Below are 23484 nucleotides of genomic sequence, written 5' to 3'. Positions count from 1 at the left end.
CATCGCGCCTGCTGAACGCGGTCATCCGCCGCCTGCTTCGCATGTCCGGCCTGACGCTGTCGCCGGAAACGCTGGTCTTTGCGGACCGCGACGATCTGCATTCCGCACTCGAGGCCAGGCACCGGGAGCGCGATCCGGTGCAGCGGGACCGCAACCGGCTGAGCGGTCTGTTCGAGCTTCAGGAGCTCGAAGTCTCCGACGTTATGCGGCATCGCACCGTCATGCGCGCGCTGAACGCCGACGATCCGCCTGAGGTTCTCGTGCGCACCGTGCTCGAAAGCCCCTATACCCGCATGCCGGTGTGGCGCAATTCGACCGAAAACATCATCGGCGTGCTGCATGCCAAGGACCTGTTGCGCACACTTGCCGACGTGGAGGCCGACGGGGCCCCTGTCGATGTCGTGAAGATCGCCCAGCGGCCGTGGTTTGTGCCTGACAGTACCAGCCTCAAGGACCAGCTTGCAGCGTTCCTGAAGCGCAAGGTGCATTTCGCCGTCGTGGTCGACGAATATGGCGAGGTGCAGGGCATCGTCACGCTGGAGGATATTCTCGAGGAAATCGTCGGCGATATCGCAGACGAGCACGATATCGAGGTCCGCGGCGTGCGCCAGGAAGCGGACGGCTCGATCCTCGTCGATGGCTCGGTGCCGATCCGCGATCTCAACCGGGCGCTCGGCTGGAGCCTGCCCGATCAGGAGGCGACGACCATTGCCGGCCTCGTCATCCACGAATCCAAGCTGATCCCCGAAGAGCGCCAGGCCTTCACCTTCCACGGCAAGCGCTTCATCGTCCTGAAGCGCGAGAAGAACCGCATCACGCGGCTGAGGATCCGCCCGGCAGTCGAGACGGCTCTACCCGGCGAATAAGTCTCCGCTACCAGCGCGTCGCTTCGCCCGGTGCCGCGGCTTCCACCGCCAGCGCGTGCAGGCCTGCGTCGAGTTCGGGCTTCAGCAGCGCATTCACGGCCCGGTGCCGGTCGATACGGCTCTTTCCCGCAAATGCCGGAGACACGATCCGCACCCGCATATGGGTCTCGCCGGTTCCTGTAATATCCGGCTGATGTCCGGCGTGATGCTGGCTCTCGTCGATCACCTCGAGCCGATCGGGGGCAAGGTTGTCGCGAAGCGTAGCTTCGATGCGGGCTCTTACGGTCATGTTCGGCTTCCTTTGATGGCAGACAGGGCGACGCAGAAGGGCATCTCAGAAACCAGCAACAAACCGGTTTGTCAATTCTTGTCCCGACTTCTCGGCGGCCCCATAATAGGAGCCTTATGAAACTCGATTCCAAATATTTCGACCGTATCCGGACGCGCCGGAACAGGCAGCAGGAAACGGCTGCGCAGGCTCCGACCTGCCAGTGGGACGGGTGCGACAAGCCCGGCGCCCACCGCGCGCCCGTGGGTCGAAATGCGGAAGGACAGTTCTTCCTGTTCTGCTTCGAGCATGTGAAGGAATACAACAAGGGTTACAACTATTTCTCCGGCCTGTCGGATGGCGAGATTGCGCGCTACCAGAAGGAGGCGATCACCGGTCATCGCCCCACATGGACAGTTGGCGTCAACAAGGCGGCGAAAGACGGGCCGTTGCATTCGAGCGCGCGTTCCAGTGCAGGCGGTGCCAGCGGAACTGCTTACGCGCAGCAGCGTTTCAAAGATCCGTTCGGCTTTGTTTCCCAGGCCCGTGCGGGCACCGGTGGACGGTTCGAGACGCAGGGACGCAAGCTGAAAACGCTGGAAGCCAAGGCATTCGATACGCTGGAACTGACGGCAAACGCGAATTCAACGGATATCAAGCGGCGTTACAAGGAACTGGTCAAGAAGCACCATCCGGATGCCAATGGCGGAGACCGCGGGTCTGAAGACCGTTTTCGCGCCGTCATTCAAGCATACCAGTTGTTGAAGCAGGCGGGTTTCTGCTAAGCCGTAAAAACATATGGCAGCGAGGATGAAGGCCGGACATTTGCCCGTGCCCTGGAGTTATGATGAGCAAGATCGACTTAGACATTTCCAACCTTCCCGACACCACAGTCTCCGTCCGGGAAGTTTTCGGCATTGATTCCGATTTGCGGGTTCCCGCCTATAGCCACGGCGACCCCTATGTTCCGGACCTCGATCCGGACTACCTTTTCGACCGCGACACGACACTCGCCATTCTTGCAGGCTTTGCCCATAACCGACGCGTCATGGTGTCCGGTTTCCACGGGACCGGCAAATCGACCCATATCGAGCAGGTTGCGGCACGCCTCAACTGGCCTTGCGTGCGCGTCAACCTCGACAGCCACGTCAGCCGTATCGATCTCGTCGGCAAGGACGCGATCGTGCTGAAGGACGGCAAGCAGGTTACCGAATTCAAGGACGGCATCCTGCCCTGGGCCTACCAGCACAATGTCGCACTTGTGTTCGACGAATACGATGCGGGCCGCCCGGATGTGATGTTCGTCATTCAGCGCGTGCTGGAATCGTCGGGCCGCCTGACGCTCCTCGACCAGAGCCGCGTCATTCGTCCGCACCCTGCATTCCGCATCTTCTCGACCGCCAACACGGTCGGTCTGGGCGATACGACCGGCCTTTATCACGGCACCCAGCAGATCAACCAGGCACAGATGGACCGCTGGTCGATCGTCACCACGTTGAACTACCTGCCGCACCAGAAGGAAGTCGATATCGTTGCCGCCAAGGTGAAGTCGTTCGGCAAGACGGCGGAAGGTCGCGAGACCGTGTCAAAGATGGTGCGCGTGGCTGATCTCACCCGCTCCGCCTTTATAAACGGTGACCTGTCGACCGTGATGAGCCCGCGTACGGTCATCACCTGGGCAGAGAATGCCGAGATCTTCGGTGATGTCGCCTTCGCCTTCCGCATCACCTTCCTCAACAAGTGCGACGAGCTTGAGCGCACGCTGGTGGCCGAACAGTATCAGCGCGCCTTCGGCGTCGAGCTCAAGGAAAGTGCCGCGAACATGGTTCTTGGCGCTTAATGAACGTCGGCAGGGGCGTGACCTAACGCGCCAAGCGAAGGAAATGCAGGCCATGTCAGGTCGTGGAGACAATTCGAAGCCCAAGTCCAGCGGCATGGTCGATATCGAGCCATTGCGCCGGGCGATCACCGGCTGCGTCCGGTCGATTGCCGCCAATGGCGAGGTCGAGGTGTCGTTCGCCAACGAGCGCCCTGGCCTTGCCGGTGATCGCATTCGTCTGCCTGAAATCTCCAGGCGTCCGACGGCCCATGAGCTCGCCGTCACCCGCGGTCTCGGCGATTCCATGGCGCTGCGGATTGCCTGCCACGATACGGCCGTGCATGCCAATCTGGCGCCCCAGGGATCGGATGCGCGCACCGTGTTCGATGCGGTCGAGCAGGCCCGGATCGAATCGATCGGCGCGCTGCGAATGATAGGCGTTGCCTCCAACCTCAACTCGATGCATCAGGAAAAATACGCCAAGGCGAATTTCACCGGCATCGAGCGTCAGGAAGACGCACCCATCGGCGAAGCGATCGCCATGCTGGTTCGCGAGAAGCTGACCGGCGTGAAGCCGCCCGAAAGCGCCGGCAAGGTGCTCGACCTCTGGCGTCCGTTCATCGAGGACAAGGCGTCGGGCGATCTCGACAATCTGAGAAATGTCATCGAGGACCAGCAGGCCTTTTCCAAGGTCGTGCGCCGCATGCTGTCATCCATGCAGATGGCCGAGGATCTCGCCAGCGACGACAGCGAGCCTGAAGACATCGACAACCAGAACGACGAGGAACAGCCGAGCAGCGGCGAGACCGAGAACGAGGAAGTCGAGGAAGAAGCCGGATCGGACGCCGCGCCCGCCGAACAGAGCGACGTTGCCGACGACGACATGGACGAAGGCGAGATGGACGGCGCCGAAATGTCGGACGAGGAGATGTCCGACGAAAGCGACGATCACTCCGAGACGCCAGGCGAAACCCGCCGCCCCAACAGCCCGTTCGACGATTTCAACGAGAAGGTGGATTATCACATCTTCACGCAGGAATTCGACGAGGAAATCACCGCCGAAGAACTGTGCGACGAAGCCGAACTTGAGCGGCTGCGCGCATTCCTCGACAAGCAGCTTGCGCATCTGCAGGGCGCCGTCGGCCGTCTGGCCAACCGGCTGCAGCGCCGCCTGATGGCGCAGCAGAACCGCTCCTGGGATTTCGACCTGGAGGAGGGCTATCTCGATCCGGCCCGCCTGGTGCGCCTGATCATCGATCCGATGCAGCCGCTGTCCTTCAAGAAAGAACGCGATACGCAGTTCCGCGATACGGTCGTGACGCTGGTGATCGACAATTCCGGCTCCATGCGCGGCCGTCCGATCACGGTTGCGGCAACCTGCGCCGACATCCTTGCGCGCACGTTGGAACGCTGCGGCGTGAAGGTCGAGATCCTCGGCTTTACCACCAAAGCCTGGAAGGGCGGCCAGAGCCGCGAGAACTGGCTTGCGAACGGCAAGCCTGCGACGCCTGGCCGTCTCAACGATCTGCGCCACATCGTCTACAAGTCCGCCGATGCGCCATGGCGCCGCTCGCGCCGCAATCTCGGTCTGATGATGCGAGAAGGCCTGCTCAAGGAAAACATCGACGGCGAAGCGCTGATGTGGGCGCATAACCGCCTCATCGCGCGGCCGGAACAGCGCAAGATCCTGATGATGATCTCCGATGGCGCGCCGGTCGACGATTCGACGCTTTCGGTCAATCCGGGCAATTATCTGGAACGGCATCTGCGCGCCGTCATTGAACAGGTCGAGACCAAGTCGCCTGTCGAGCTTCTGGCGATCGGCATTGGCCATGATGTGACGCGCTACTATCGCAATGCCGTGACCATCGTCGACGCAGACGAGTTGGCAGGTGCGATGACCGAGCAGTTGGCCGAACTCTTTGCCGATAAGTCGTCGGCACAGGGCGCCCGTGGCGCCCGCGGTGGCCGTATGCGACGGGCAGGCTGAGGGCTTCGGTGAAGTCCTTCCGCGTCGCCGTAGCTGCGGCTCTGATGTCGACTGCACTGGCCGCTCTGCCGGCCGGTGCCGCAGGTCCTGATGTAGGGGCGAGTGTCCATACCATTTCCCGTTTCAAGACGGGCTCTGACGCCACCCGTTTCGGCAAGCTCGAATTTTTGGGCGGGCTGCAGTTCTCCTCAAATGACAGCATGCTGCAATCGCTATCCGCGATCCGATTCCGTCCGGACGGTAAGAGTTTTGTTTCGGTGCTCGATACCGGTCACTGGCTGACCGGGCAGATCGAACGGGATGCGGAGGGCCGTCTCTCGGGTCTCAGCCGCCTGCAGGTGTCGCCACTGCTCTACAGGGGCGGGCGGCCGGGGTCGAAGTTCCATTCGGATGCGGAGGGTCTTGCCCTGCGTAAGGGCGAGGCAATGGTAAGCTTCGAGCAGCTGCACCGCATCGAAACCTATCCGGATCCCGGTTTCGAGGCTTCAGGCCCGACGCGCACCATAGACTTCGTCTTTCCCCGTAGGGAATTGCGGATGAATGCCGGCATGGAAACGCTGGCGCTCTCGCCTATAGACAGCCCGCTCAAGGGTTCGCTCGTGACGGTGACGGAACACAGCCTCGATCAAAATGGCAACATGTTTGCAGCCATTCTCGAAGGACCGCTGAAGGGCGTTTTCAAGATCGTCCGTCACGACCCCTATGACGCAACCGATGGCGCGTTTCTGCCTAATGGTGACTTCCTGCTGCTGGAGCGCCGCTTCAGCTTTCTCGGCGGCCTCGGCATGCGCATCCGTCGCTTCGATGGCGCGCAGATCCGTCCGGGTGCCGAAATCGACGGCGAAGTCCTGCTCGAAGCGGACATGACCTCCGCGATCGACAATATGGAAGGTCTCGACGTGATCGAGGCGCCCGACGGCCGCCCGCATCTCATCCTCGTCTCCGACGACAACGGCAATTTCCTGCAGCGCAACCTGATGCTGGAATTCCGGCTGTCGGAATAAAAAAAAGGGGAGCGCCAGGCTCCCCTCTGATGATGTCAAGCTCTCTTTGCCGTGACCTGCGGCATCGGCCGCAACACGGTCATCAGCGCGCCGTAGGGCAGCAGCAGCACGATCCCGACCAGGATCTTGACCACGAGGTCGCCGAGCGCCCAGGAGATCCAGCGCGGTGCTTCTGTCGAAAGCGCCCCGAGGATCGGAGACCAGCCGACGGCAAAGTCGTCATTGGCGCCGAGGAAGGCGAAGATCGGGGCAAATGCCAGCGAGAAGAACAGCAGCGTATCGAGCGCCGAGCCGAGCAGGGAGCCGGCAAGAGGTGCCTGCCACCAGGATTGGCGACGCAGGCGGTTGAACACCGAGATATCCAGCAGCTGGCCGACCAGATAGGCGGTGCCCGACGCGATCGCGATGCGCGGGGCGGATGCCCAGAGCGACAGCGTCACACCGAAGATAAAGCCGACGAGAACCACACGTCGTGCGATTGTCGTTCCGAACTGGCGGTTGGTGAGGTCTGTGACGAGGAAGGCGAAGGGATAGGTAAAAGCGCCCCAGGTCAGGAGATCGCCTAGGGCTACTCCGAAAAGACTTCCGGTGACAGGAAACTGCACGAGGAAGTTCGAGGCGACGACGACCGCTGCCATGAGCAGGGCATAGATAAGGGTATAGCGTTTCGCTTGCATTTTTTTATCCTGGGGTATGCCACCAGTTGCGGATATGGCCATGAGAAAGGGCTTGTCCGGTTATCCGGTCAAGCCCTCTTCAAAGCCGGTGATGTCGAAGGCGCTGATTAAGCAGCAGCAGTCGTTGTTTCTGCAGTCTTCTTGGCAATCTGGCGACGTAGCAGACGAGCGCGCATCGAAAGCTCAGTCTCGCTGGCCTTCAGAAGGAACGCGTCGAGACCGCCGCGATGCTCAACGGAGCGAAGCGCGTGAGCGGAAACCCGCAGACGGAAGCGCTGGCCGAGCGAATCGGAGATCAGAGTGACCTGGCACAGGTTCGGCAGGAACCGACGACGGGTCTTGTTGTTGGCATGGCTGACGTTATTGCCGGTCATTACGCCCTTGCCGGTCAGTTCGCATACACGAGACATGGGATACACCTTTGTTCTATTCTGCAATCGGAAGCAATTTCCGGGCAATGCCCGACATGCCGATCCAATTGGTCCTGATTGGAAAGTTGCGGTTCTATAGTCAGTGAGGTCCGGCGCGTCAAGCCAAAACCTTGTGTTTCCGACTCTCAAGGCGTCGCTTGGTGCTTTTGCGGCTGGCGCGTCGCTGTTTTCTTGCCATTATGGTCAGTCACTATCGCCAGGCAAGTCGCTTCCATCTCATCCGTCAGGGCCGTTCATGTTTTCTCGCACATATTTCGCCGTCGCCCTGTCCTCTCTTGTGAGTTTCGGTGCAGCAACGCCTTCGATGGCGGCCGAAACCCGGCAGGTCAGCCATTACAGTATCACGCTCGGGATATTGCCGATCGCGACGGCGAGCTTTTCGAGCGAATTCGACGGCGGCCAGTACAAGATCAACGGAACGTTCAAATCGTCAGGTATCGCCGATATCATCAGCAAGGTTTCGGCGGAAACCAGCGTGACGGGTCGCATCGAGGGCCAGAAGCTGCAGGCTGACCGCTATAATCTTGTCTACAATGTCGGAAAGAGGAAGCGCGTCTACGATATCTCCTACAGCAACGGTAATGTGACCGATACGAAGGTCACCCCGCCGCCGCGTCGCAACCGGGAAAACTGGGTGCCCGTGACGGACAAGGATCTTCGCGCCGTGCTCGACCCGTTGAGCGGCCTGATCTTTCCGGCGGATGCCAAGATCTGCCCGAACCGGTTGCCGATCTATGACGGTGAATCGCGCATGGATCTGGTGCTGTCGCCGATGGGCACCAAGCCGTTTGCGGCGGAAGGGTTCAAGGGAGAGGCCATCGTCTGCTCGATCCGCTATACGCCCAAATCCGGGTTCCGTCGCGGACGCACAGATATCGAGTATCTGCGCAAGACGCCGATGGAAATCTGGTTTGCCAAGGCCGAGGGCGCAAATGTATATGCTCCCGTCTATGCCCGTATCCCGACCAGGATGGGGCCGCTCTACGTGACGGCCGTGAAGATTGGCGATTAGCAGATCGGCTCATGCCGAAGGAGGCATAGTGAAGATCCGGGGTACGCTGATCGGTTTTACGGCCATTCTGATGTGGTCGCTTTTGGCGCTGATGACGGCGGCATCCGGCAAGGTTCCGCCGTTCCAGATGAATGCGATGACGTTTGCGATCGGCAGCCTGCCGGGGCTGATCCTGTTCGCCTTCAGGCCGCAGCGCATCCGGTTGCTCAAACAGCCCGCCAAGGTGTGGATCATCGGGATCGGCGGATTATTCGGCTACCACTTTCTGTATTTTACCGCGCTGCGCAATGCGCCGGCGGTCGAGGCGGGTCTGATCGCCTATCTCTGGCCGCTGCTCATCGTCGTCGGCTCGGCGCTCCTGCCGGGCGAGCGGCTGCGCTGGTACCACGTCGCCGGTGCGGTTGCCGGGCTTTGCGGCACGATTGCCATCGTCTCGCGCAACGGCCTGTCGTTCGACGGTGCCTATACGCTGGGTTATGGCACGGCATTTATCTGCGCCTTCACCTGGGCGGGGTACTCGCTGCTTACCCGCAGCTTCGACCGTGTCTCGACCGATGTGGTGACGGGGTTCTGCCTCGCCACGTCCCTGTTGTCGCTTGTGTGCCATCTGGCACTGGAGACCACGATCTGGCCGGCAGACGCCAGCCAGTGGGCGGCGGTCGTCGGCCTAGGCCTGCTGCCGGTTGGCGCCGCCTTCTACGCATGGGATTATGGCGTGAAGAACGGCGATATCCAGGTGATCGGCGCCGCAAGCTATGCCGCGCCGCTGCTCTCGACATTGATCCTGGTGCTTTCGGGCTTTGCCGAACCGGACTGGCGCATTCTCGCGGCCTGCGTGCTGATCACCGGTGGAGCGGTGCTCGCTGCACGTGATATGCTGCGGCCGAGGAAACCAGTTCAGCTTCCGGTGGAGTAAAGTATGTCGGCGGCAGACAACGAACGCGTAAAATATGTCGCCAACGCATTTGATCGTGCGTCCACGTCCTCCCTGACAGTCGGCGTCTTCGCGCCGATCGCGGCGGCGATCTATGCGCCGGCAAGCTCGGTCGGGAACTTATGGGTGCTTTCAATCGCCGGCCCCTGTTGGCTTTTCACGGCAGGCATACTACATTTCGTAGGAAGGTTCATTTTACGGAGGCTGCTATGACTGGCTTGCAGATCTATGCATTCATCGTTTTGCCGCTCTCGATCGCGGCGGTTGGATCTGCCTACGCGTATTTTTTCGTGAAGAGTGAAGAGCGCAAACGCAAGCTTCCTCCTGCTGAATAAGCCGATCCTTTTCCAGCGCCCTTAACCCGGCTCCCAGCCAGGCGCTGCCATCTCGAAGCTCGCAAACTCGAATCCCGGCGCCACGGTGCAGCCCACCAGCGTATAGGCGCCGAGGGGTTCTGCTGCCTGCCAGACATCGGCCGGCACTACCGCCTGTGGACGCTCGCCGTTCAATAGATCCACACCGAGCCGGATTTCCTCGACGGTCGTTCCATCCGAGATCTTCAGAAGCAGCGGATCGCCGGCATAATAGTGCCAGACTTCCGCTGCATCGCGCACCCGATGCCAGTGCGATTTCTCGCCGGCCTGCAGCAGATAGTAGATCGCTGTCGAGGCGCCGCGCCCGGTGCCGTCGCCATCGCGAAACGTCTCCGCATACCAGCCGCCTTCCGGGTGGCGCTGCATGCCGAGTATGGTGATGATCTCTTGCGCAGTCATCGCTTTAGAAATTGTCCTTGCGCTTGCGGATTTCGGCAAACACTTCCTCGTTGGTTTTGCCTTCCATGATCAGGTTGCGGCGGATCGCGGGATCGGCGGGGCGCAGGAACGGGTTGGTTTCCTTTTCCAGGCCCATCATCGTCGGAATGGTGAACTTTCCGTCGGCGCGCAGTTCTTCGATCTCGGCGGCGCGGGTCTTCAGCCGCTCGTTGTCCGGATCGATCGTCAGCGCGAAACGTGCGTTGGAGAGCGTGTATTCATGGCCGAAATAGATCGCCGTCTCATCCGGTAGAACAGCTAGCTTCTGCAGCGAAGACCACATGTCGGCAGCGGGCCGCTCGAACAGGCGGCCGCAACCGAGCGCAAACAGCGTGTCGGCGGCAAACAGGATCTTGTCGTCCGGAAAATGGAAGCAGATATGGCCGGCCGTGTGCCCGGGCGTTTCGATGACGCGAACGAGATGGTCGCCGAAATGGAACTCATCGCCATCTGCAACTGTCCGGTCGAGGCCGGGGATCGCGACCGCCTCGTTGACGGGGCCGATGATCTCCAGTCCGAACTTCTGCTTCAGCACAAGGTTTGCTTCCACATGGTCGGTGTGGTGATGGGTGGTGAAGATGTGGGTGATCGTCCAGCCGCGGCGGGCGGCGGCCTCGATGATCGGTTTTTCTTCCGGCGCATCGATCGAAGCGGTCAGTCCGCTTTCGGGATCGTGCACGAGAACGCCGAAATTATCGCTCCGGCAGGGAAAAACTTCGAGTTCCAACGGCTTCATTCTGCCTCACCTCTTGCTCAATTCCACTTGGCAGACAATGTAGAGACTGGTGCCTTGAAGTCCAACCACCTTCAGCGAGCAATTAATCTTGTCCGTCGATATCGTCGATCTGCGTGAGTTCTATCATTCTGCCCTTGGCCGGTTCGCCGAGCAGTCGATCGTCGTGGCGTTGTCGTCGCTCTGGGCGCGCCTGCCGGAGGAGCGTCTGGTCGGGCTTGGATACGCGGTGCCCTATCTCGATCACTTCCGGGCCGATACCGAGCGCACCTTCGCTTTCATGCCGGCCGGGCAGGGGGCGGTGAACTGGCCGCCGGGCGAGCTTTCGAGCACGGCTTTGGTGTTCGACGAGGAATTGCCGCTGCCGGACAGTTCGGTCGATCGCGTGCTGCTGGTGCATTCGCTGGAATTTGCCGAAAATCCGCGTGAGACGCTGAAGGAAATCTGGCGGGTGCTGGCGCCAGGCGGGCGCCTGGTGATCGTCGTTCCCAACCGTCGCGGCGTCTGGGCCCGCATGGAACATACGCCCTTCGGCTCCGGTCGCCCTTATTCGCGCGGGCAGTTGACGACGCTGATGCGCGAGACGAACTTCACGCCGGGCGCCAGCGCCGAGGCGTTGTTCTTTCCGCCGTCAAAAGCGCGGACGATCATGAAGATGCGGCAGGTGTTCGATCGTATCGGTCGCCGCTTCTGGCCGGTGTTTTCCGGCGTCATCGTGCTGGAGGCGCAAAAGCGGCTGTATCAGGGTCTGCCGGTGGCAGCCCGCGCGTCGAGACGTGTGTTCGTGCCGGTCATGGCACCGCGCGGCGTGCCGACGACGCGGACGCAGCCCGAGACACCCAAAGGCTCTTAAAACCGGCTCGACATTGGGCCTTTTGAGCTTTAATGCCTGAGCATACCCTGCCCACAGACATTACCGAGAAGGTCCAATCGATGAGCATCGTTGCGAGTGAGCCCGTTCCGCGTCCAGGCATTCTGGATATCGCCGCCTATGTGCCCGGCAAGGATCATGCTCCCGGCGTTGCGCGCGTGTTCAAGCTCTCGTCCAACGAAACGCCGCTTGGTGCGAGCCCCGCTGCGATCGAAGCCTTTCGCGAGGCAGCCGGTCACCTCGAACTCTATCCGGATGGCCAGGCCTTGGCGCTGCGCGAAGCGATCGGCTCGGTGCACGGGTTGAACGCTGCCAACATCATCTGCGGCAATGGTTCGGATGAACTGCTCGGCCTGCTGTGCCATGTCTATCTCGGTGCCGGCGACGAGGCGATCATCACCCAGCACGGGTTCCTGGTCTACAAGATCCAGATCACCGGTGCCGGCGCCAAGGCGATCGAAGTGCCGGAGAAGGATTGCACCGTCGATGTCGACGCGATCCTCGCGGCTGTGACGGAAAACACGAAGATGGTGTTCATCGCCAATCCGGGCAATCCGACCGGCACCTATGTCCCGGTTTCCGACATCCGCCGCCTGCATGCCGGCCTGCCGAAAAACGTCATCCTCGTTCTCGACGCGGCCTATGCGGAATACGTGAAGAAGAACGATTACGAGGCCGGTCTTGAGCTCGTTTCGAACAGCAAGAACGTCGTGATGTGCCGGACCTTCTCGAAGGCCTATGGTCTTGCGGCGCTGCGGATCGGCTGGATGTACGGCCCGGCCGCGATCCTCGATGCGCTCAACCGTGTTCGCGGACCGTTCAACCTGAATGCGCCGGCGATTGCCGCAGGTGCTGCGGCAATCCGCGATCGGGCGTTCGTCGAGAAGGCCGTCGAGCACAACACGCTCTGGCTCGACAAGCTGACCCATGCGTTCGAGACGCTCGGGCTCAAGGTCACGCCGTCGGTCACCAATTTCGTGCTGATCCACTTCCCTGATCTGGACGGCAAGCGTGCGCCGGATGCCGATGCCTTCCTCACCAGCCGTGGCTATATCCTGCGGGTCGTCAAGGGCTATGGCCTGCCGAACGCGCTGCGCATGACGATCGGCTCGGAAGAGGCCAATCGCGGCGTTATCGAAACGCTCGGCGAATTTCTGGCACGCTGACAGCAACGGGACCGACATCATGACCCATCCGCAGTTCGATCGGATCGCTCTGATCGGCATCGGCCTGATCGGCTCATCTATTGCGCGCGACGTGAAGGAGCTCGGGCTCGCCAATCACGTCGTCATCTCGACACGCAGCGCCGACACGCTGAAGCGAGCCGAAGAGCTGGAGCTTGGCACCGAATATACCGCGTCTGCAGCTGACGCGGTGAAGGATGCCGATCTCGTCATCGTCTCCGTTCCCGTTGGTGCGTCGGAAACGGTCGCAAAGCAGATTGCGGGCAGCCTCAAGCCAGGTGCGATCGTCACCGATGTGGGTTCAACCAAAGCTTCGGTTATCGCGCAGATGGCGCCGCATATGCCTGATGGCGTGCATTTCATTCCCGGTCACCCGCTGGCCGGTACCGAGAAGTCCGGTCCGGATGCGGGCTTTCCGGGTCTGTTTCGCGATCGCTGGTGCATCTTCACGCCGCTGCCGGAAACGGATCAGGCGGCGCTCGAGCAGTTGAAGGCTTTCTGGGTGGCGCTCGGTTCGCGCATCGACGAGATGGATCCCGAACACCACGACAAGGTGCTCGCGATCGTTTCGCATCTGCCCCATATCATCGCCTATAATATCGTCGGCACGGCGGATGATCTGGAAACGGTCACCGAATCGGAAGTCATCAAGTATTCCGCCTCCGGTTTCCGCGATTTCACGCGTCTTGCGGCCTCCGATCCCACCATGTGGCGGGACGTCTGCCTGCACAACAAGGATGCGATCCTGGAAATGCTGGCCCGGTTTTCGGAAGATCTTGCCTACCTGCAGCGGGCAATCCGCTGGGGCGAGGGCGACAAGCTGTTCGAACTCTTCAGCCGCACCCGCACCATCCGCCGCTCCATCGTTCAGGCCGGCCAGGATGTGGACGCGCCGGACTTTGGCCGGCACGCACTGGATGTGAAGAAATAAGCAGGTCTGTCTGCACTAGATCCGCGGAATTTCGCCGATCTGGATCAGCCCGCCGGCCAGAACCTTGCCGCGCCGGATGGTGATGTCGAGCGAGGCATTTTCACCACCGCCGAGCGCTGCCAGCATGTTTGCCGCGGTCTTGATGGTCGATGCGAGATCCGGAAACACTTCGCCGAGGCTCTGCTGCCACGCGTCGATCTTTTCCACGCGCAGTTTGAGCTTGCCTGACATGCGCCCTTCGTCATCGAAGGAGAAGGGGCCGGAGATAGTGGCAACCCGTCCCTCGCCGAGATCGGCCTTCAGGGAACGAAGCTCGCCCTTGGTATTGTAGAGTGCTGTACCGTTCGGATCGCTGCCGTCAATCATGCCGGCGCGACCGGCAAGCGTCACGTCCACGAGAGCGTTGAGCTTGGGCAGAAGCTCTGCCATGCCCTCGGCTGTCGTCGAGGTGCCGTCGAGCGAGATCGCGGCATCGAGATCGTCGCCGTTCTGGCGCAGGTGGATTTCCGTCCGGTCGGTGGTGATGTCGAAGGGCTGGGTGTTCGTCGCGGAAACGACGCTTGCGCGCGAGCCCTCGATGACCATTGACGCCCGCTCGACGCCTTTCAGCTTGGCAGCGATACTGGATTGCAGCGATTTCCAGGTGGTGGATACGGAGAAGCCATGGCTGGTGCGGACTTCAGAGGGTGCGTCGAGTTCCCAGACGATGTGACCAGGCGCATAGACCTGGGCTGCCGAGCGCAAAGCGCCGAACGTGCCCGAAATGCCGTTTTCACGGTCATCCACCGTCACCTTGGAGCAGAACAGGCCTATCCGGAAAGGATAGCCGCGATATTCGGCATCGGTGCATTCGGCGACGATGCCGCGCTTCTGCTGGCTGCCCAGGAGCGCCAGCGTGTTCTGCTTCAGGACCGATGCGGCATAGAACCAGCCTGCCGTATAAAGGGCTATCGCCAGAATGACGGCACTCGCCAGGATCCATAGTTTTCTGCTGACGCCGCTTCGGCTTGACGCTGCCATGTTGTTCTCCCAAAGGTCTTTTCGCAAATCTCGATGACGGCATGGCGTGCGATATGGACGAATTTTGGGTGTTTGGCTACGGATCGCTGATGTGGAACCCGGGCTTTCCGTTCGAAGAGAAGGCGCAGGCCCGCGTTTACGGCTTTCGCCGGTCGCTGTGCATCTGGTCGACAGTGCACCGTGGAACGCCGGATCGTCCGGGTCTGGTCATGGGGCTCGATCGTGGCGGATCGTGCAGGGGTGCGGCCTTCCGGGTGGCAGGTGACGCATGGGACGATGCGATCGAGTATCTGCGTCGTCGCGAACTTGTCACCAATGTCTATCTCGAAAAGATCGTGCCGATCACGCTGATGGACGGGCGGCAGGTGAAGGCCGTCACCTATGTGGTCGATCGTTCGCACCGGCAATATGCCGGTGCGATGGATGTCGAGAAAGCAGCTGGCATCGTGCGTCAGGCGGCCGGCCAGTCCGGCCCAAACGATGCCTATGTGTTCAACACCGTCGAGCATCTCGCCCAGATCGGTATTCGCGACCTGTGGCTGGAAGGGGTTGCCGCAGCGCTTGCGGCCTGAAGTTCCCCGCTCAAACCGGCGTTTGTTGCGCTTTCAGTTCCGCCAGACGTTTCGACGCCGTCGGCGGCAGCGGCAGATGCGGGTTCGCCGCCACGGTTTCGACCAGCAACTGGTCGCTTGCGGTTTCCAGCGTTTCGATCAGGTGCTTGTAGAAGGCATCCGGCTCCATTCCAGGCGGGATGGCCGGAAGGATGCGGACTTTGAAATGGCCCGGATATTTTACCAGCTTGCGGCGTCCCCAGAACAGGCCCCAATGGGCAACGACCGGGACGACCGGAACCTTCGCATCGCGATAGATGCGGGCGATGCCGTAACGATAGTCCGGCTCGGCGCCAGGCGAGCGACGGGTTCCCTCAGGGTAGATGATCAGCTGGCGGCCGCTCGCCATCTCTTCCTTGGTGCGCTTCATCACCTCGACCATGACCTTGCCGCGGGCGCCGCGATTGACCGGGATCATCCGCTGCCTGGCCAGGTACCATCCGAACAACGGGATCCACAGAAGCTCGCGCTTCAGGATATAGACCGGGTCGGGATAGTGGGGCATCAGCGCAAAGGTGTCCCACACAGACTGGTGCTTGGGCGTAAAGATGCAGCCGCCTTCCGGAATGTTCTCGAGGCCCTCGATTTCGAAAGTGGCACCGACGATCTTGCCCATCAGCCAGTTGCTGGACGAAGCCCAGCCCTTGGGAACGCTGAATGCGGCCTTGCGCGATGCGAGGAAATAATAGGGAGCAAACACGATCATCCGCAGGATCATGTTGGCGTAGAAGGCGGTATTGAACACGACGGAGCGGATGAGAAGCATGGAACGGGCTTTCTTGCAGACTGCCCGTTGCCTACACGAGAACTCGAGCGGACAAAAGCGCGAGATCGACGGCCTGCTCAGATCAGGGAGATTTTTTCGGCACCGACCCGGTCGGATCGCCGTCGGTTCGAAGCCCGCTGCCCTTCTGCATGCCCACCCAGTCGCGAATGGTTGCCAGCACCACCTTGACGTATTCCGACAGCATCGTGCGCAGCGTATCCGGCTCGGCGAACCAGGCGCGGCGAGCGAGATCTGCATTGATGACCGGATAGGGAATGAATTCCGTCGCGGGATCTGCGCGGCGCAGTTCGTGCAGACTGCGTAGCATGTGGTAGTTGTTGGTCACGACGAGCACGGATTTGTAGTCGTTGTCGTGGATCCAGCGCGAGATCTCGTTGGCATTGCCGATCGTATCGATCGCATCATAGCCGATATCGACGCAGCACTTGAAGAGATCGGGCGAGGCCTGCGTGACCTTGCGGATCTGCGTCGGCGTGGTGGATGGATGCGCGCCGGAAATCAGAAGCCGCCTGCCGGCCCCGTCGCGCAGCAGACCGAGCGCCTGTTCTATGCGCAGATATCCACCTGTCAGAACAACGATTGCATCGGCCTTGACGCCATCGGGCGCTCGCAACGATGTGACCGCGTCCGCGAACCAGAGGAAGCCGCCGACGACGATCGCAACGCAGATAAACGCCACCATGACGATCCGTCTTGCTATTCGTCTAAACGTGCTCCGGCGCGAGAGCAAAGCCCTTCGTCTCCGGTCCGAAGTCCGGTCGTCCGTCACATCGGGAGGGGTCTGGCCGAGTGTCATGATTTCGTTGATAGACCTAGATTTCGTTGTCGCCTAGTCCCACAACGGGTTCACTTCAAAAAACACGTGCGGGTTATGATTTCGGCGCGCCATCCGCCCGTGCCGGATCGGAGCGGATCAGGTCGATCTCGTCGATCGTTTTCATCACAGTCAGGCGGGCGGTCAGCGTCGTCAGAAGGGCGATCACCAGGATCGTCGCAAAGATCCCGAGATAGCCGCCGAATCCGATCGTGAAGGAACCGAACAAGGCTGTCGCCTGCTCGCTCTGGGGCGTCGCGCGGGAATTCGACTGCCACAGATTGGCGGCCGCAAACAGCAGTGCGGCCAGCGCGCCGCCGGCTGCCGATCCCTTGATGCTGATCTTTAGGAAATGCTTCTGGAATTCGCGGGCGACGAAACCGCTTTCGGCGCCGACGAAATGCAGGACTTCGATGATATGCCGGTTGCCGGAGAGGGCGCCGCGGGTGGCAAAGACGACGGTCAGGATCATCGCGGTAAAGACCAGGATCAGCACGCCCATGCCGATCAGCACGGTGGTGCGGGCCATCGACACAAGCCGATCGACCCAGGTGCGGTGGTCATCGAGGAAGGCCTGCGGCACTTCGGTCTTCAGGAGGTCACGCATGGCCCCGAAATCCGGCGGGTTCTGCTCGTCGATTGTGATGATGACCAGCCTCGGCACGGGCAGGTCGGCAAGATCGAGGCCGGTGCCGAGCCACGGTTCCAGCAGCCGGGCGGTGGCGCTGTCGTCCATGATCGTGCCGTCGCGGGTGCCGACGAAGGTGAGTGCGACATCGCGCGCCTTCTTCAGCGCCGCATCCATGTCGAGGCCATCGTCCGGCTTGATCTGGATGGTGATTTCGCGGGCGATCTCGCTCTGCCAGCCGGCCGCGGTGGCGCGAACCATGCTGACCCCGCCGAGCGTCAGGCATGCGAGGAAGGCCATGATGGCGATCACCACCATCAGCGCATTGCCCTGGATATTGGAGGGAGGCAGGATCGGGGCTGTCGGGCGCACGCGCATCGAGGCGCGGCGCGGACCCTGGTCGGTCGCTGTCTCGGCGCCTTTCTCCTGCCAAGCGTTTGCCGGTGCCGGTGCTTTCTCCGTCTTAGCCGGTTTGGTCTTCTTGGGAGGGCGCGGCTCATTCATAGATATCGAGCCGCCCTTCGGTGAGGATCATCCGCCGTGCATCGACCTGATCCATCAGCGCCAGATCGTGCGTCGCGATGACGACGGCGGTGCCGAGCCGGTTGAGCTCGAGGAACAGGCTGAGCAGCCGGCGGGCCATGGGCGGGTCGACATTGCCGGTGGGTTCGTCGGCGAGCAGGATTTCCGGACGGTCCATCAGCGCACGGGCAATCGCCGCACGCTGCTTTTCGCCGCCTGAAAGCACCGCGGGAAGCACATTGATGCGCTCGCCGAGGCCGACCCATTTGAGGAGCTCGATCACGTCATTGCGATAGGACGCCTCGTCCTTGCCGCGCACCCGAAGCGGCAGGGCGACGTTCTCATAGGTGGTCAGATGGTCGAGCAGGCGAAAGTCTTGGTAGACGATGCCGATTCGCCGGCGCAGCATCGGCAGCTCGCTCCGCGGGATCTGCGACAGCTCGCGGCCGAACATGCGGATGATGCCGCGGGTGGGGTAGAGTGAGGTGAAAAGCAGGCGCAAAAGCGTCGTCTTGCCGGCACCCGATGGGCCGGTCAGGAACTGAAATGACCGTTTCGGGATGTCGAACGTCATGTCCCGGAGAATCTCCGGGCCCATGCCGTATCGCAATCCAACATTTTCGAAATGAATCAACGGAAGACCAAATCCCTGAACCCTTCAGATTCGCACCTGACCATCTCTTAACGATGAAGGTAAACGAAAGGTAAAACGCCGGCCGAAAAGGGCTTATTTCGGGCGCTGTTTGCAAACGGTTAACCAATCGAATTTACGACTAGGGGGGATTCGTTTCAATGGCCGCCTCTTTCGATATCGGGGGACAAGCGGCGCCGAAGAGGTCCGATGAACACGTTCAGCAGCCGCGCCGGCAAGACGATTGTCCGCATGGACATCCTGCCGCCCGAAATCACAACAGGCCCCAAGGGCCGGGTGAAGGCGCGTGGTCCCGTGGTGGATGCGCAGTTCGTGCCCGTGACTGATGGCGGGTGGCAGCGGTCCAGACCGCGTTCGCACAACGACAATTCAGACAACAGGACCAAGAACCGGGCGACCGGTAAGCCTGCAGAGAGGGTGAGGTCCGGTGCTCCGGCCCCGGTGCCGAATGGCTTCGTCGGCAAGGTCGAGCGCGTGCTGAATACGCTTTCGGCCGATCTGTTCTGCGCTCTTGTGGCTGCCGCTTTCGTGCTGGTGTTTGCGAGTGCCGGTGGCTTCTCGTTCCTGTTCAACGACAGCGGAGAAGCCCAAGCCGAGCCATCGCTCGATATTACTCACATCACCATGACGCCACGCGATGCGGATGGCATGCGGGTTCTACTGATCAACGGAATCGTCGAGAACCGGACCAGTGACGCAAAGACCATGCCCGCGATCCGGGCCGAATTCATGGCCGGCGACACGCTGGTCGCCTCGACGTTGATTGCCCCGCCGGCTTCCGCCATTGCTGCCGGCCACAGCCGCGGGTTTTCGGCGCGGGTGCCGCATCCCGGCGGAAAACTCCCGGATTTGCGCCTCACCTTTGCGGAACGGGATGCGTCCCGCCTCTGATTGTGCTATCGCGGCGCTTCCGATCTATCAGGAGTATCCGCATGCCCGTCGTCCGCGGCAAAAACATCGAGCCGCTTTTCACTGCCGAACAGATCGCCGTGCGCAATCACGAAATCGCTGCGCAAATTGCGACCGGTCCCACCAAGGATCTGCTCGTCATCGCCGTCCTGAAGGGCTCGTTCATCTTCGCAGCGGATCTTCTGCGCGCGCTGCATGAGACGGGCCTTGCACCGGAAGTGGAGTTCATCACACTTTCGAGCTACGGCACCGGCACGGTCTCGCAGGGCGTTCGCATCGTCAAGGATATCGACAGCGACGTGAAGGACCGCGATGTTCTTCTGATCGACGACATCCTGGAATCCGGCCGCACGCTGAAATTCGCCAAGGAACTGCTCTATGAGCGTGGCGCCCGCCATGTCTCGCTGGCCGTCCTTCTCGACAAGAAGGTGAAGCGCAAGGAAGATCTGGAAGCGGATTATGTCGGCTTCGAATGCCCCGACTACTTCGTCGTCGGCTACGGCATGGATGTCGCCTACGCGTTCCGCGAACTGCCTTTCGTCGGCGTCGTGACCGGCGACGCATGAGTTGACTTGGGTTCGGGTGGGGGCAGAAATCTGCCGCCGCTCGGTCGCAAGGTGTTAACCATGGCGCGGTTTGAGCCTCGCCTGTTTACTCCTCGACAACCAAACTCTGGTGAATTGCTCCCGGATTGATACACAAAATGGGAGCGATGATCGCTATGGCCAAGATCCTTATTACCGAGGATGAACACACGCTGCGCATGTTTGTTGCGCGCGCCCTCCGGATGGATGGCCATGAGACGCATGAGGCCGGCGATGGCGCCGAAGGCCTCGAAAAGCTGGAGCAGGGCTCGTTCGATTTGCTTCTTTCCGATATCCGCATGCCTGTTATGGACGGCATTGCGCTGGCGCATGAAGCCGCCGCCCAGTATCCCGACATGAAGATCCTGCTGATGACCGGCTATGCCGAACAGCGCGAACGCTGCGACGACCTGTCGTTGAAGATCGTCGATGTGGTGCAGAAGCCGTTCGCATTGCCCGAAATCCGCAAGGCGGTCGCCATGGCGCTCGCCGTGCAGACCTCCTGCGCTGCCTGATCGACCGGCAGCCGATTTACCGGATCTCGAGCAACCGCTCGAGATACTGACGCTCGGCATCGCCAGACAGGGTGTTGCCCAGCTTCTCGCGGATCGCATCGAGGATCTCGCGGGCACGCTGCACGTCGATTTCATCCGGCACCTTCACCTGATCGCCGAAGTCCGGGCCTGACGTTGCGCGGGGGCGACCCAGTGGATCGCGACCGTTCTGGCCGCCCTGGTTGGCCATGCCCTGTCCCTGACCGTCCTGCTGGCCTTCGCCCTGGCCCTGACCCTGCTGCATCGCCTGCATCATCTGCTGCATCATGCTCTGGGCGCCTTGGCGAAGCGCGTTAAGCGCGTTGCCTTGGCCTTCGACGGCCTGTTCGCCCTGGCCGTCACCGAGCGCCTTGCCGGCGCTGCCCATTTGACTCTGGGCTTCCCCGAAGCCTTGGCCTGGATCCATGCCCATGCCCTTCAGGGCCTGCTGTAGCTCGCCGAGCTGTTTTCCGAGGCCTTCCTGCTGGGCACGCAGGTTCTTCAGCGCCTCACGCAGCTGTTCGGCTGTCATCTGGTCGGTATTCTGTTCGCCGCCCTGGCCGTTCTGGCCCTGACCTTGCTGGCCCTGCTGCCCGCGCTGTGCCTGCTGGCCTTGCTGACCCGGTTGGCCCTGCTGACCCGGTTGGCCGTTCTGGCCCTGCTGCTGCTCGCCCTGTTCGCCGCTTTGCGGATCGGGGTCGCCGCGCTGCACGCGATCGCGCAATGCCTGGTCCAGCTTGAATGTCTGGTCCATAAGCCGCTGCTGTTCCTGCATGATCTGGCCGAGCTTGTCGATCTGCTGGCGCATCTGGCTGTTTTGCTGCTGCTGCTGGCCCTGCTGACCGCGCTGCGGGCGTCCTGCCTGCAGGTTGTTCATCATCCGCTGCATCTGCGACAGCATTTCCTTGGCCGCGTCACGATTGCCGGATCGAGCGAGGTTTTCGATCTGGTCCATCATGTTCTGCAGGTCGCGTTGGCGAATGACATTCTGCGCCTGCATGTTCTGCTGGCCCTGCGGTGCGTTCTGCATGCGCTGCGCAAGCTCGTTCATGAACTGCTGCATGGCCTCACGCAGTTCCTTCATGAGGGCCGCGATTTCCTCATCCCCGGCACCTTTTTCAAGCGCTTCGGAGAGATTGCGCTGGGCATCGCGCAACCGGCGTTCGGCGGCCGAAAGATCGCCGTCCTCGATGCCGAGCGCGATTTCCCAGAGGTAGTCGGCGGCGTCCTTCAGCTGTTCCTCGTTGCGGGCAATCTTCATACGCTCGCGGGCCGAGCGGATTGCCAGGAAGTGGCCAAGGTTCGGAATGGTCTCGTCGGGACGGATCGCCAGCGCGTCGTTGAGCTCGATCGCGCGCGGCACCTGGCGCGTGTCGAGCGCGAAAACCTGGCGCTGTTCGGCAACGGCTGCCGCCAGCGGTTCCGAGAAGCCGCGGCCCGGCATTACCATTTCATGGGCGGGGCTGCGGCCAGTCTGACCGGCGCCGTCCTTGGCGATCAACGTAATCCTGACGCGCTTTCCGGCCAGCGGATGCTCGACCAGGCTGCGGCTGGTCAGGGCCTTAACCTCCTGGCCGCGGTTCTGGCGCGGCAGGTCGAGGCGGTATTCTGGCGCCGGGTAAAGCGGCGTGGCCGCCGGGTCGACAGGGCCGACAGGCTCGATCAGCGCATGGGCTTCCCGAATGCCGTAATCATCCTTGCCACGGAAACCGATTTCCAGCGCGCCATTGACGGACCGCTTCGGCTGGCCGTCGAAAGCGATTTCCGGGGGGCGGTCGGGAATGACGTCGAAGGTCCATGTCTGACCGTTGACGGTGAGTTCGCCGCTTTCGTCCACATTGAAGGCGTAGCTGCGCGGCGGCACGGTCTGTGCGGTCTGCGGCTGTTTGACAGGTGGCTGAGGCTTGGCCTGCTGGCCCTCGGGCGCGGGTGTGCCTGCGGTGTTGCCCTGTGCCTGCTTGCTCGCCTCTTCGGCTGCCTTGCGCGCTTCCTCGGTGATCAGCGTCAGCGGCTCTCCGCCGGATTTCGGCGTGAAGACGACCGCTTCCTCGCCCTCGCCACCGGTTACGCGCACGGTCAGGCCGGAATTCTGTGGCACAGATGCCGTGTTGCCGGCCGTATCGCCCGCGGCTGCGGGCGCCGTGTCGCGGCCGGTCAGGAATATCGGGGCGCGGCCGGTGTAGGATGGTGGTGTCAGCCAGGCGTCGATGCGCAGGTCAGGGTTGGTGCTTGCCGCAAGCGGTGCCGGACGGAATGCGTCCGCAGGCGAACCGCCGCCATTCGAGAAGGAATAGCCGAGCGCCACGGCAAACACGAGCGCCGGCACGGCGCGCAGCGCGAACCGGTCATGGCTGGCAATATCCGGGCGCGGCATTCCCGTATCGAGCGCTGCGATCCGCTCGGCCATGCGGATCTGGTGTTCTTTCCAGAGCGCGCGGGCAAACGGCGTCTCGAACGCCGGCTGGTCTTCCTGCACAGCGACGGGCTGGTGCGGCAGGCCATTGCGCTCTTCCAGCAGCCGATCCGCATCGGCAGCGTCGGGCCAACGAAGTCGCGCCAAGGGAAGGAGGGAGGTCAGGAACGCAAAGGTGAAAAAGCCGAGCAGGATCCAGCGCAGCAGATCGGGCGTGACGCGGAAAAGGCCGAACCAGGAGACGGAGAAAAACAGGGCGACGACCGCGAGCGGAGCCAGAAGCTTTGGCAGAAGGCGTTCGGAAAACAGCACGAAACGGGCAAACGACCGTTTCAACGCGACGCGTCTTGCGAGCGCCGGATGTGTTTCGAATGCACCTTTGCGGATCAAGCTCATGCGGTCCGTCTCCGATCGTGGCGGCCCAAATCAAGCTATCAACATAACAATGTTTGTGGCGAAGACGAGGGCGGCGACATGCC

General features: G+C 61.7%; 25 protein-coding genes and 1 pseudogene. 15 read left to right on the top strand and 11 right to left on the bottom strand.

What is annotated here, in order from left to right:
• Window positions 1-2 precede the first annotated feature (2 nt).
• A pseudogene (locus IFT66_RS12830) lies at window positions 3-866 on the top strand (transporter associated domain-containing protein); the annotation flags it as partial.
• Window positions 867-873: 7 nt separating this feature from the next.
• Here IFT66_RS12830 and IFT66_RS12825 read toward each other — a convergent pair.
• Window positions 874-1155 (bottom strand): BolA family protein, encoded by a 282-nt coding sequence (locus tag IFT66_RS12825; RefSeq protein ID WP_092659377.1) that lies wholly within the window; start codon window positions 1153-1155, stop codon window positions 874-876.
• A 116-nt stretch (window positions 1156-1271) separates the two neighbouring features.
• Between IFT66_RS12825 and IFT66_RS12820 the strand changes: the two genes are divergently transcribed.
• The 4 genes from IFT66_RS12820 (at window position 1272) to IFT66_RS12805 (ending at window position 5947) form a co-directional block, all read left to right on the top strand.
• Entirely contained in the window at window positions 1272-1919 is a 648-nt protein-coding gene (locus tag IFT66_RS12820; protein WP_174197116.1) for a J domain-containing protein, read from the top strand.
• 62 nt (window positions 1920-1981) lie between these two features.
• The gene (cobS, locus tag IFT66_RS12815; RefSeq protein ID WP_062583028.1) at window positions 1982-2974 is read left to right on the top strand and encodes a cobaltochelatase subunit CobS; all 993 of its coding nucleotides are present in this window, start codon (window positions 1982-1984) and stop codon (window positions 2972-2974) included.
• A 52-nt stretch (window positions 2975-3026) separates the two neighbouring features.
• Entirely contained in the window at window positions 3027-4943 is a 1917-nt protein-coding gene (gene cobT / locus IFT66_RS12810; RefSeq protein ID WP_192077810.1) for a cobaltochelatase subunit CobT, read from the top strand.
• Between the two features lie 44 nt (window positions 4944-4987).
• Entirely contained in the window at window positions 4988-5947 is a 960-nt protein-coding gene (locus tag IFT66_RS12805) for an esterase-like activity of phytase family protein (protein ID WP_192077809.1), read from the top strand.
• A 35-nt stretch (window positions 5948-5982) separates the two neighbouring features.
• Here the strand turns inward: IFT66_RS12805 and IFT66_RS12800 are convergent, their stop codons facing one another.
• Window positions 5983-6624 carry a queuosine precursor transporter gene (locus IFT66_RS12800; RefSeq protein WP_192077808.1) on the bottom strand — a complete coding sequence of 214 codons (642 nt, stop codon included), beginning with the start codon at window positions 6622-6624 and terminating at the stop codon, window positions 5983-5985.
• Between the two features lie 107 nt (window positions 6625-6731).
• Window positions 6732-7034, bottom strand: a complete 303-nt coding sequence (gene rpmB / locus IFT66_RS12795; protein WP_192077807.1) for a 50S ribosomal protein L28 — start codon at window positions 7032-7034, stop codon at window positions 6732-6734.
• A 256-nt stretch (window positions 7035-7290) separates the two neighbouring features.
• On the opposite strand from rpmB, the gene IFT66_RS12790 reads away from it, so the two are divergent.
• The 3 genes from IFT66_RS12790 to IFT66_RS23745 all read left to right on the top strand — a co-directional run bounded on the left by IFT66_RS12790 (window position 7291) and on the right by IFT66_RS23745 (window position 9336).
• The gene (locus tag IFT66_RS12790) at window positions 7291-8067 is read left to right on the top strand and encodes a DUF3108 domain-containing protein (RefSeq protein WP_192077806.1); all 777 of its coding nucleotides are present in this window, start codon (window positions 7291-7293) and stop codon (window positions 8065-8067) included.
• Window positions 8068-8095: 28 nt separating this feature from the next.
• Window positions 8096-8983 carry an aromatic amino acid exporter YddG gene (yddG, locus tag IFT66_RS12785; RefSeq protein WP_113111781.1) on the top strand — a complete coding sequence of 296 codons (888 nt, stop codon included), beginning with the start codon at window positions 8096-8098 and terminating at the stop codon, window positions 8981-8983.
• Between the two features lie 227 nt (window positions 8984-9210).
• Entirely contained in the window at window positions 9211-9336 is a 126-nt protein-coding gene (locus tag IFT66_RS23745) for a hypothetical protein (RefSeq protein WP_274604815.1), read from the top strand.
• Window positions 9337-9357: 21 nt separating this feature from the next.
• On the opposite strand, the gene IFT66_RS12780 is transcribed toward IFT66_RS23745, so the two are convergent.
• A complete protein-coding gene (locus tag IFT66_RS12780; protein ID WP_192077805.1) occupies window positions 9358-9774 on the bottom strand; it encodes a cupin domain-containing protein in 417 nt (138 codons plus the stop codon).
• A 4-nt stretch (window positions 9775-9778) separates the two neighbouring features.
• Window positions 9779-10549: a hydroxyacylglutathione hydrolase gene (gloB, locus tag IFT66_RS12775; protein WP_192077804.1), complete on the bottom strand. Its 771-nt coding sequence runs from the start codon at window positions 10547-10549 to the stop codon at window positions 9779-9781.
• Window positions 10550-10637: 88 nt separating this feature from the next.
• Between gloB and IFT66_RS12770 the strand changes: the two genes are divergently transcribed.
• The 3 genes from IFT66_RS12770 (at window position 10638) to IFT66_RS12760 (ending at window position 13532) form a co-directional block, all read left to right on the top strand.
• The gene (locus IFT66_RS12770; RefSeq protein WP_113111785.1) at window positions 10638-11399 is read left to right on the top strand and encodes a class I SAM-dependent methyltransferase; all 762 of its coding nucleotides are present in this window, start codon (window positions 10638-10640) and stop codon (window positions 11397-11399) included.
• An 80-nt stretch (window positions 11400-11479) separates the two neighbouring features.
• A complete protein-coding gene (gene hisC, locus IFT66_RS12765; protein WP_192077803.1) occupies window positions 11480-12583 on the top strand; it encodes a histidinol-phosphate transaminase in 1104 nt (367 codons plus the stop codon).
• A gap of 19 nt (window positions 12584-12602) precedes the next feature.
• A complete protein-coding gene (locus IFT66_RS12760; protein WP_113111787.1) occupies window positions 12603-13532 on the top strand; it encodes a prephenate/arogenate dehydrogenase family protein in 930 nt (309 codons plus the stop codon).
• Between the two features lie 15 nt (window positions 13533-13547).
• Here the strand turns inward: IFT66_RS12760 and IFT66_RS12755 are convergent, their stop codons facing one another.
• Window positions 13548-14552, bottom strand: coding sequence for a DUF2125 domain-containing protein (locus tag IFT66_RS12755; RefSeq protein ID WP_062581776.1), 1005 nt, complete (start codon window positions 14550-14552; stop codon window positions 13548-13550).
• Between the two features lie 53 nt (window positions 14553-14605).
• Here IFT66_RS12755 and IFT66_RS12750 point away from each other — a divergent pair, with 53 nt between their 5' ends.
• Entirely contained in the window at window positions 14606-15124 is a 519-nt protein-coding gene (locus IFT66_RS12750; protein WP_062583033.1) for a gamma-glutamylcyclotransferase, read from the top strand.
• Window positions 15125-15134: 10 nt separating this feature from the next.
• Here IFT66_RS12750 and IFT66_RS12745 read toward each other — a convergent pair whose 3' ends face one another.
• The 4 genes from IFT66_RS12745 to ftsE form a co-directional block, all read right to left on the bottom strand.
• Window positions 15135-15929 (bottom strand): lysophospholipid acyltransferase family protein, encoded by a 795-nt coding sequence (locus IFT66_RS12745; RefSeq protein WP_062581778.1) that lies wholly within the window; start codon window positions 15927-15929, stop codon window positions 15135-15137.
• Between the two features lie 82 nt (window positions 15930-16011).
• A complete protein-coding gene (locus IFT66_RS12740; RefSeq protein ID WP_062581780.1) occupies window positions 16012-16746 on the bottom strand; it encodes a YdcF family protein in 735 nt (244 codons plus the stop codon).
• Between the two features lie 73 nt (window positions 16747-16819).
• Window positions 16820-17896: a cell division protein FtsX gene (locus IFT66_RS12735; RefSeq protein ID WP_430257767.1), complete on the bottom strand. Its 1077-nt coding sequence runs from the start codon at window positions 17894-17896 to the stop codon at window positions 16820-16822.
• Entirely contained in the window at window positions 17889-18548 is a 660-nt protein-coding gene (ftsE, locus tag IFT66_RS12730) for a cell division ATP-binding protein FtsE (protein WP_062461741.1), read from the bottom strand. The genes IFT66_RS12735 and ftsE overlap by 8 nt, the downstream gene beginning before the upstream one ends.
• A gap of 207 nt (window positions 18549-18755) precedes the next feature.
• On the opposite strand from ftsE, the gene IFT66_RS12725 reads away from it, so the two are divergent.
• The 3 genes from IFT66_RS12725 to IFT66_RS12715 all read left to right on the top strand — a co-directional run bounded on the left by IFT66_RS12725 (window position 18756) and on the right by IFT66_RS12715 (window position 20574).
• Window positions 18756-19457, top strand: a complete 702-nt coding sequence (locus tag IFT66_RS12725) for a hypothetical protein (RefSeq protein WP_192077802.1) — start codon at window positions 18756-18758, stop codon at window positions 19455-19457.
• 41 nt (window positions 19458-19498) lie between these two features.
• A complete protein-coding gene (hpt, locus tag IFT66_RS12720) occupies window positions 19499-20041 on the top strand; it encodes a hypoxanthine phosphoribosyltransferase (protein ID WP_192077801.1) in 543 nt (180 codons plus the stop codon).
• A gap of 155 nt (window positions 20042-20196) precedes the next feature.
• Entirely contained in the window at window positions 20197-20574 is a 378-nt protein-coding gene (locus tag IFT66_RS12715) for a response regulator (RefSeq protein ID WP_192077800.1), read from the top strand.
• A 16-nt stretch (window positions 20575-20590) separates the two neighbouring features.
• On the opposite strand, the gene IFT66_RS12710 is transcribed toward IFT66_RS12715, so the two are convergent.
• On the bottom strand, window positions 20591-23401 hold the full coding sequence (locus IFT66_RS12710; RefSeq protein WP_192077799.1) for a TIGR02302 family protein: 2811 nt from the start codon (window positions 23399-23401) through the stop codon (window positions 20591-20593).
• Window positions 23402-23484 lie beyond the last annotated feature (83 nt).

The sequence above is a fragment of the Rhizobium sp. CFBP 13726 genome, from assembly GCF_014841925.1.
GTDB classification, from domain to species: Bacteria; Pseudomonadota; Alphaproteobacteria; order Rhizobiales; family Rhizobiaceae; genus Neorhizobium; species Neorhizobium soli.
The sequence above is the reverse complement of the archived record's forward strand: the minus strand, read 5'-3'. Positions and strand labels throughout refer to the sequence as shown.